This window comes from Kitasatospora sp. NPDC032757 (assembly GCF_055579305.1).
In genome coordinates, this window is sequence record NZ_JBVINN010000006.1 from 256,673 (window position 1) to 264,074 (window position 7,402).

Genomic DNA, 7,402 nt, shown 5'->3' on the forward strand with positions numbered 1-7,402 from the left:
CTCAGTGGCGGCCGTGCGCGATCTCGACGTTCTCCAGGACGCCGACCGCGTCCGGCACCAGGATCGCGGCCGAGTAGTAGGCGCTGACCAGGTAGGAGATGATCGCCTTCTCGCTGATGCCCATGAACCGGACCGAGAGGCTGGGCTGGTACTCGTCCGGGATGCCGGTCTGGTGCAGGCCGATGACGCCCTGGTTGTCCTCGCCGGTCCGGATCACCAGGATGGAGCTGGTGTTCTCCTTGGTGATCGGGATCTTGCTGCACGGCAGGATCGGCACCCCGCGCCAGGCCGGCACCTGCTGCCCGCCGAGGTCGACATGGTGGGGGTAGAGCCCGCGCGCGTTCAGCTCACGGCCGATCGCCGCGATGGCCCGCGGGTGGGCGAGCAGGTAGTCCGGGTCGCGGCGGCGGCTGAGCAGCTCGTCCAGGTCGTCCGGGGTGGGCGGGCCGGAGTGGGTCTGGATCCGCTGGTCGAAGTCGGCGTTGTTGAGCAGGCCGAACTCCGGGTTGTTGATGAGCTCGAACTCCTGGCGCTCACGCAGCGCCTCGATGGTCAGCCGGAGCTGGTGCTCGGTCTGGTTCATCGGCTGGTTGTAGAGGTCGGCGACCCGGGTGTGGACCTTCAGCACGGTCTGCGCGACGCTCAGCTCGTACTCGCGCGGCTTCAGCTCGTAGTCCACGAAGGCGCCGGGCAGCTCGTACTCGCCCCGGTGGCCGGCCGACATGGCGATCTCGGCCTCTCCGCGCTCGTTCTGGCGCTGGAGCGGCAGCGCGAGGAAGTCGCGGATGTGGTCCTGGAGGGCGGTCGAGCCGTCCAGGATCGCCTGGAACTCCCGCCGGGGCAGGGAGAGCACGGTACCGGCGGTGGCGGTCTTGGCGGTGTACTCCCAGACGGCGTCGGAGTCGAGCACCGCCTGCTCGCCGAAGCGGTCGCCGTCGCCGAGGACACCGACGACGGTCTCGTCGCCGTACTTGCCGGTGCCGACCTGGTTGATCTTGCCGTGGGCGATCAGGTAGATGCGGTCGGCGGCCGCGCCGCGCTCGGCCAGCACCTCACCCGGGCCGAAGTCCCGCTGCTCGCAGCGGCCGGCCAGGGCGGTCAGCACGTCGTCGTCCTCGAAGCCGCGCAGCAGGGCGAGTTCACCCAGCTCGCGCGGGATGACCCGGACCTCCGAACCGGTCTTGATGAACTCGATGCGGCCGTCGCCCACGGTGTAGGTGAGGCGTCGGTTGACGCGGTAGGCGCCACCCGCGGCCTGCACCCAGGGCAGTACCTTGAGCAGCCAGCGGGAGGTGATCTCCTGCATCTGCGGCGCGGACTTGGTGGTGGTCGCGAGATTGCGGGCAGCGGCCGTCGTGAGGCTCGACTGCTGCGGAACCTGCTGTGTCTCCGGGCTGGTGTCCACCGGCATCGGCAGGGTTCTCCTTCATCTGGTCAGGTCACGCCGACCCGCCTCGGCAGCTGCCGTGGCAGATCGTCAGATAGGCGTCATGGTGGGGGCGTTGGCGAATGATCCGCGCTCTTCTCCGCCCTCTCGGGCGGCCCATCGGGAACCCTAGATCACCGCCACCCGGCAGACCTCGTACGCACAGCGAGTGCCGCCCGATAGGGTGAATCTCGACCGTGCGGCGGTTGGAATCCGTCAACTGCCCCCAGGCGGAACCCCGAATTCCTGTGCATGCGAATCGCCCCCGGCCCGGAACCATCCCATCCATCCGAACGGAGCAGCGGCCGGATTGGGGGCCGGGCCGGGGAGACACCAACCGTGCGGACGGGCGTTCGATCCCCGAACGGACAACGCCCGGGACGGCGGACGGCTGACGGCGGACTGTCCGACCAGAGCCCGCGCCCACGGCCGCCACCGGCACGGGCCGGCCCGCGCCCACCGCCGCCACCGGCACGCCCCCGGGCTCAGCCTCTGCGCGTACGCCGGCGGCGCCGGTACCAGAGCGCGCCCACCAGCCCGGACAGGCCGAACAGCACGACGGTGAGGACCGGCCACCGGCTCCCTGCGACTCGGATGTCGGCGAGCAGCAGGGTGACCACGGCCGCCACCGGGAGCACCAGCGACACCCCCGCCCGGACGCCCGCCGCGACGATCCCGGGGTCGGTGCGCGCGCGGCGATGCTCGGCCCAGCCGGCCGGGTCGCCACCGAAGTAGAAGTCGACGGCGCGGACCCCGACGCGGTCGGTGGCGCGCGCGTAGGAGACCGCCATGTACGGCAGCCACACCAGCGGAACGACCATGCCGACCAGGAGGACCACCACCACCAGTAGCCACGAGCCGGCCGTCCGCAAACGGGAAGGCGGCGGCTCGACGCCCTCGCTGGTCAGCCCGAGCAGCCGGGCCATCCGCCAGATCAGCGACCAGAAACCGCGGCGGCGGCGTCCGCTCCCCGCGGTCGGCGGGGCCTCGAGGGCGCGCTCGGCGGCGGCGACGTCCGGGTGGGCGCCCTGGAGCACCAGCACCTCGGCGGCCCGCGCGGGGGCGGCCGGGTCCCTGCCGGCCAGGGCCGCGAGTTCGAGCAGCAGCTGTCCCTGCTCCAGCAGGGCGGTGCAGAACGCGAACGGCACCAGCCACAGGAACGGTCCGCCGACGAATGCGCCCTCGCTCTGGCTCACCCGCCGGGCGTGCTGGACGGACCGCGCCACCAGCTCGCCCTGCGCCGCGTCCGGGTGCGCGGCCCGCAGCGCGGCGACCCGGCGGGCGGCACGGGGGCCGCGGTGGCGGACGGCGAACACGGCGAGCACTTCGGGCAGCTGGGCGGGGTGGGCCCGGACCGCGCGCAGCAGCTCCGCCACCGGGGGTTCGGGCGCGTCGTGCTGCTCCGGTACCGGTACCGACGATCCCTCTGGTGTCACGTCCGTCTCACCGCTTCGGCGCTCACCGCTTCAACTCGGCCCGCCCCGGCCCCTCCGCCCCGGGCCGCTCGGCCTCGGCCGCGGGCCGCCACGAGCGGGTGCCGCGGCCTCTCCCAGCAGCCTAGTGGCGACGCGCCGGACCCGCTCGCGCCGCCGCTCAGGCCACCTCGAACCCGTGCCGGACCCGGTCGAAGCGACCGGCCGCCAAGTCCTCGTCGGTGATCCAGAACGAGACGTTCACGCACTCGCCCCACTCCACGTCCAGGGCCTGGTTCTCGACCTGGAGCAGCGGCCGGTATCCGGCGGGGCGGCCGGTGTCGGTGTCGCACCAGCCCAGTACGCGCACGTCGGGGCGGGGCAGGTGGTCCCGGAAGTCGGCCGCGAGGTCGAGGGCGATCATGAAGTCGTCCGGGAAGAGGTTCTCCAGTTCCTGGTCCTGGTAGGAGGGAGCGGAGAGCTGCCAGCGGGCCCGGACGGGGACGGCCGCGACGGCGGGCGTGCTCAGCTCGCTCTCCGGCGCGGGCCGGGGCGGCGCGCCGGCGGGGACGTGCAGGACACGGCAGCCGCGGCCGCTGAAGTCGGAGATCCAGTCGTCGTGGAAGAAGAGGAGCAGGCCGTCCTCGGGCAGCGGCCAGTCGCCGGCGGCGCGGAAGGCCTCCGCCAGCCCGCCGCAGTCGAGCCCGGCAAGGAACTGCATCGGCCGGCCGGCGAACTCGGGCCACTCGGTACCCTCCGGCAGCGCGGGCAGTCCGCCGAGCCGTCCGGCCTCCGGGCCGGCCGCCACCGCATCGAGTGCGAGGGAGGGCCGGAACAGCCGGTCGACCAGCGGCGCGGTGTCGGCGTCCGCCCGCGCGCGGATCGCCTCGTACACGGCGAAGGGCATCGGAAACCCGAGGTCGGCCGGCAGCGTCTCGCCCGGACGTACGGCGCTCCAGCCCGGGAGGGCACCATCGGGGCTGGTCGCGGTGGTGGTCCCGGTCGGTGTGCCGGGCTCGGGCGCGTCGGAGGTCAGCGGTTCGGCCATGGGCCCAAGCCTGCCATCCGGGTCTGACAGTCGGCGCATCCCGCGTCCCCGCGTCCGTGTTATCGGGGCTTCTGCACGTCCGTGCTTCCGGGCTTCTCCGTTCCCGCGCTCCCGCACTTCCGCACTTCCGCGCTCCCGCGCTCCCGTGCCTGGCGTGCTTCCGCCTGGACGGCCCGTCAGGTGCCGGTACGGGGGCGGCCGGCACCTGACGGGGGTTCGGGGGCATCCCGGGGAGTCCGGGACTGCCGGTTGCGGGGCGGCTCAGGAGCAGGTGACCTCGTTGCCGGGGACGTCGAGGATGCCGGAGTCGGAGGCCGCACCGGCCTGGTACTCGTCGTAGATGTAGGTGTAGAAGTCGATCCGCGCGCCGGAGCCGCAGGCCGAGTCGGCGGCGATGTCGTAGGTGAGCGTGACGGTGGTGCTGCCACCGGCCGCGACGGGCACGGTGTGGTGGACCAGCCCGCTGGTGGCGCCGGTGTCGCACCCGCTCACATGGCCGCCGCAGGAGGAGAACGCGTACTTCAGCCCGGCGATCTGGGTGGTGCCGTAGGTCGGCTGGATGGACTGGTAGACGAACTGCACGGGGGTGTCGTGCGGATTGCTCAGGGTCAGCGTGAGCGTGACCGATGAACCCGGGGCCGCCGTCGCCCTGTCGGAGCTGACGACGAGCAAAGGGGTGTCGGCCTGGGCGGGGGCGGCCGAGAGGAGCAGACCGATGACGAGGGCCAGGATCGCGGCAATTCCGAAGCGGCTCACATGTGTTCTGCGCATGACCAGGGAGCGTAGGGGGCGCGGCCGCGGCCGGCGCCGGTCTCCGCCCCGGCCCGTACGGGCATATGACAGTGGAGCGGACGCGGCGGGCCATTGCCTACGCCGCGCCTTCCCCGCGGCGGGGCCGCCCCCTTACCCTCGGGCCGCACCCCGCCCCGGTCGAGCCCGCTCGGCCCGTCGAGCCGCACGCTGCCCCCGTTGAGCCGCGCTCGGCCCGTGTGGAGCCGCGCTCGGCCCTCGGGCTGCGATCAGACCGGCGACGGCAGGACGTCGCAGAGCGCGGCGACGGCCGCCTGGTAGGCGTGGTCCGGCGGCGTGGCGTACCCGACCACCAGGCCGTCCGTCGCGGGCATCGCGTCCTGCCCGGCCAGCGGGTGCCGGTAGTCCGCCATCCCGTCCACGGCCAGCCCCCGGTACGCGGCCGCCTTGAGCACCGACCGTTCGGTGCCGGGCGCGAGCCGGAGCACCGCGTGGAGGCCGGCCGCGATGCCGGACACCTCGATGTGCGGCGCCCGCGCGGCGAGGGCGGCCACGAGGTGGTCGCGGCGGTCCCGGTAGCGGCGGCGCATCCGGCGGACGTGCCGGTCGTAGCCGCCCGAGTCGATGAACTCGGCGAGCGTCAGCTGATCGAGCGTGCTCGCCCAGGCCTCGCGCTCGCCCTTGGCGGCCAGCACCCGGTCCACCAGGTGGTCGGGCAGCACCATCCAGGCGAGGCGGAGCGCGGGCGTGAGGCTCTTGCTCGCTGTGCCGAGGTAGACCACCCGCTCCGGGTCGAGCCCCTGCACCGCGCCGACCGGCTGCCGGTCGTAGCGGAACTCGCCGTCGTAGTCGTCCTCCAGGACCAGCCCGCCGCGCCCGCGTGCCCAGTCGACCACCGCCGCGCGCCGGGCCGCGTGCAGCGGCCCCCCGGTCGGGAACTGGTGGGCGGGGGTGAGCAGCACCGTCCGGACGTCGGGCAGCGCGGCCAGCCCGCCGACCTGTGCGCCGTCCTCGTCCAGCGGCAGCGGCACGGTGGTCACCCCCGCCCTCGCCAGCAGCGCGCGGTGGAAGGCCAGCCCGTACGCCTCCACGGCCAGCGGACCGTGCTCGCGGGCGGGCAGCACGGCGCCCGCGCCGTCGAACAGCAGCCGCAGCGCGTGGGCGAAGCCGGAGCAGACGACGATCCGTTCGGGGTCGGTGCGCACTCCGCGGGCGCGGGCCAGGTAGTCGGCGAGGACGGCCCGCAGTTCGCGCCGCCCCTGCGGATCGCCGGGCCCGAAGGCCTCGTTGGGTGCGGCGGTGAGCGCCCGGCGCCCGGCGGCCAGCCAGGCGGTGCGCGGGAAGGAGGCGGCGTCGGGCTGGCCCTGGCGGAGGTCGTGGGCGAGCCGCCGGGGCGGGGACGCCCGGCGGGCCCGGTTCGCGGCGACGGGCTCGGCCCGGTCGGCGACGGTGGTGCCCGAGCCCTGCCGGGCGGTGAGCCAGCCCTCGGCGACCAGCTCCGCATACGCGTCGGCGGCGGTGTTGCGGGCGATGCCGAGGTCGGCGGCGAGCGCGCGGTAGGGCGGCAGCCGGGTGCCGGGGGCGAGGCGGCCGCTGCGGATCGCCTCGCGCAGGGCGGCCATCAGCGCGGCGCGTCGGCCGCCGGTGGCGGGCAGTTCGAGGTGCAGGTCGCTGCCGGAGGTCGTGGCGGCGGTGTCGTCGGTGGCGGCCACGCCTGTGGCCGGGGTGGCGGCGGTGTCGGTCGGGGTGGCGGCCGACGCCGCGGCCGGGGTGGCGGTCCGGGTGTCCGTCATGGTCACGAACCCTATCGCCGGGCGGCCGAGGGCCCCGGGGGTGGGCCGTCCGCACTCCGGCGGGGGCGGCGCTGCTCCGACCGGGTGGCGCGGCTCCTGCATCGGGGGCGTATTGCGGCAACAGCATCTCGCTCCTCGGCTGACAGGCCTGCGCCGCTTTCCCGATCGTTTCCCGCTTCCTCCGTAGAGCGAAGGGCTGCGCTCCCGGCTTCCGGCCGGCGACGCAGCCCTTCCGTCCTTCCCGGGGCGTCCCCCACCCTGCTCCACCCCCTCCCCGACGGGAGGCGCTACGGAACCACCGTCACCGGCCACCGCCCCGCCTTCACCAGCCGCACCGCCACCGAGCCGATCACCCGGTGCCCGGCCTGCTCCGAGGCCCCGACGACGACGGCGTCCGCCCGCAGCTGGTCCGCCAGCCGCGCCAGCCCGGTGAACGGATCGCCGCGGACGGTCAGGAAGCGCCAGTCCAGCCGCCAGACGTCGCGCAGCCGGTCTTCGGCCTCGCGCAGGGCGCCCAGCAGTTCGTCGGCGATCTCCCGGGTGGTCTCCTCGACGGCCGCGCCCGCGAGCGCGGTGGCCGCGCCGAGAACGGGCTGTACGTACGCGACGGCCAGGGTCGCGTTCTGCCGGCGGGCGAGGCCGGCCGCATAGGCGGTGGCCCGCCAGGACGAGTCCGAGCCGTCCAGGCCCGCCAGGATTATCCCGGGCCCGTCGGTACCCAGCTCGAACCCGGCCGGCGCGGCCGCCGCACCGGGCTCCTCGGCGCCGCCGACGGCCCCTGCATCGCTCTCGTTGCTCATGGCCCGAGGCTATTCCGGGCACAGCGGGTGACGGCGCTGGGCACGACGGGTGAGGGCTGTGGTGCGGGCCACCCCCGGCCCGGTCACCACCCCACCACTTCGGCACGCGCGGCCGAGGGCCCGTCACCCACCGTCGACGATGTGCGCGGCCTCACACCCCCACCCGTGTGGCC

6 protein-coding genes are annotated in these 7,402 nt (G+C 74.8%); all 6 read right to left on the reverse strand.

The window, feature by feature from the left end:
• Nucleotide 1: 1 nt before the first annotated feature.
• A complete protein-coding gene (locus ACZ5WK_RS12060; RefSeq protein ID WP_465547230.1) occupies nt 2–1,411 on the reverse strand; it encodes a family 2B encapsulin nanocompartment shell protein in 1,410 nt (469 codons plus the stop codon).
• A gap of 500 nt (nt 1,412–1,911) precedes the next feature.
• Complete coding sequence (locus tag ACZ5WK_RS12065) at nt 1,912–2,862, reverse strand: hypothetical protein (RefSeq protein ID WP_465547231.1); 951 nt, start codon at nt 2,860–2,862, stop codon at nt 1,912–1,914.
• Between the two features lie 157 nt (nt 2,863–3,019).
• Nucleotides 3,020–3,886, reverse strand: coding sequence for a DUF1963 domain-containing protein (locus ACZ5WK_RS12070; RefSeq protein WP_465547232.1), 867 nt, complete (start codon nt 3,884–3,886; stop codon nt 3,020–3,022).
• 261 nt (nt 3,887–4,147) lie between these two features.
• A complete protein-coding gene (locus tag ACZ5WK_RS12075; protein ID WP_465547233.1) occupies nt 4,148–4,657 on the reverse strand; it encodes a hypothetical protein in 510 nt (169 codons plus the stop codon).
• A gap of 248 nt (nt 4,658–4,905) precedes the next feature.
• A complete protein-coding gene (pdxR, locus tag ACZ5WK_RS12080) occupies nt 4,906–6,429 on the reverse strand; it encodes a MocR-like pyridoxine biosynthesis transcription factor PdxR (RefSeq protein WP_465547234.1) in 1,524 nt (507 codons plus the stop codon).
• A gap of 287 nt (nt 6,430–6,716) precedes the next feature.
• On the reverse strand, nt 6,717–7,229 hold the full coding sequence (locus tag ACZ5WK_RS12085) for a universal stress protein (protein WP_465547235.1): 513 nt from the start codon (nt 7,227–7,229) through the stop codon (nt 6,717–6,719).
• Nucleotides 7,230–7,402 lie beyond the last annotated feature (173 nt).

What these genes read in the sequence shown, in the direction of transcription:
- ACZ5WK_RS12070 (WP_465547232.1), bottom strand. Translation starts at nt 3,886, where the DNA reads ATGGCCGAACCGCTGACCTCCGACGCGCCCGAGCCCGGCACACCGACC.
- pdxR (WP_465547234.1), bottom strand. Translation starts at nt 6,429, where the DNA reads ATGACGGACACCCGGACCGCCACCCCGGCCGCGGCGTCGGCCGCCACC.
- ACZ5WK_RS12060 (WP_465547230.1), bottom strand. Translation starts at nt 1,411, where the DNA reads ATGCCGGTGGACACCAGCCCGGAGACACAGCAGGTTCCGCAGCAGTCG.
- ACZ5WK_RS12085 (WP_465547235.1), bottom strand. Translation starts at nt 7,229, where the DNA reads ATGAGCAACGAGAGCGATGCAGGGGCCGTCGGCGGCGCCGAGGAGCCC.
- ACZ5WK_RS12075 (WP_465547233.1), bottom strand. Translation starts at nt 4,657, where the DNA reads ATGCGCAGAACACATGTGAGCCGCTTCGGAATTGCCGCGATCCTGGCC.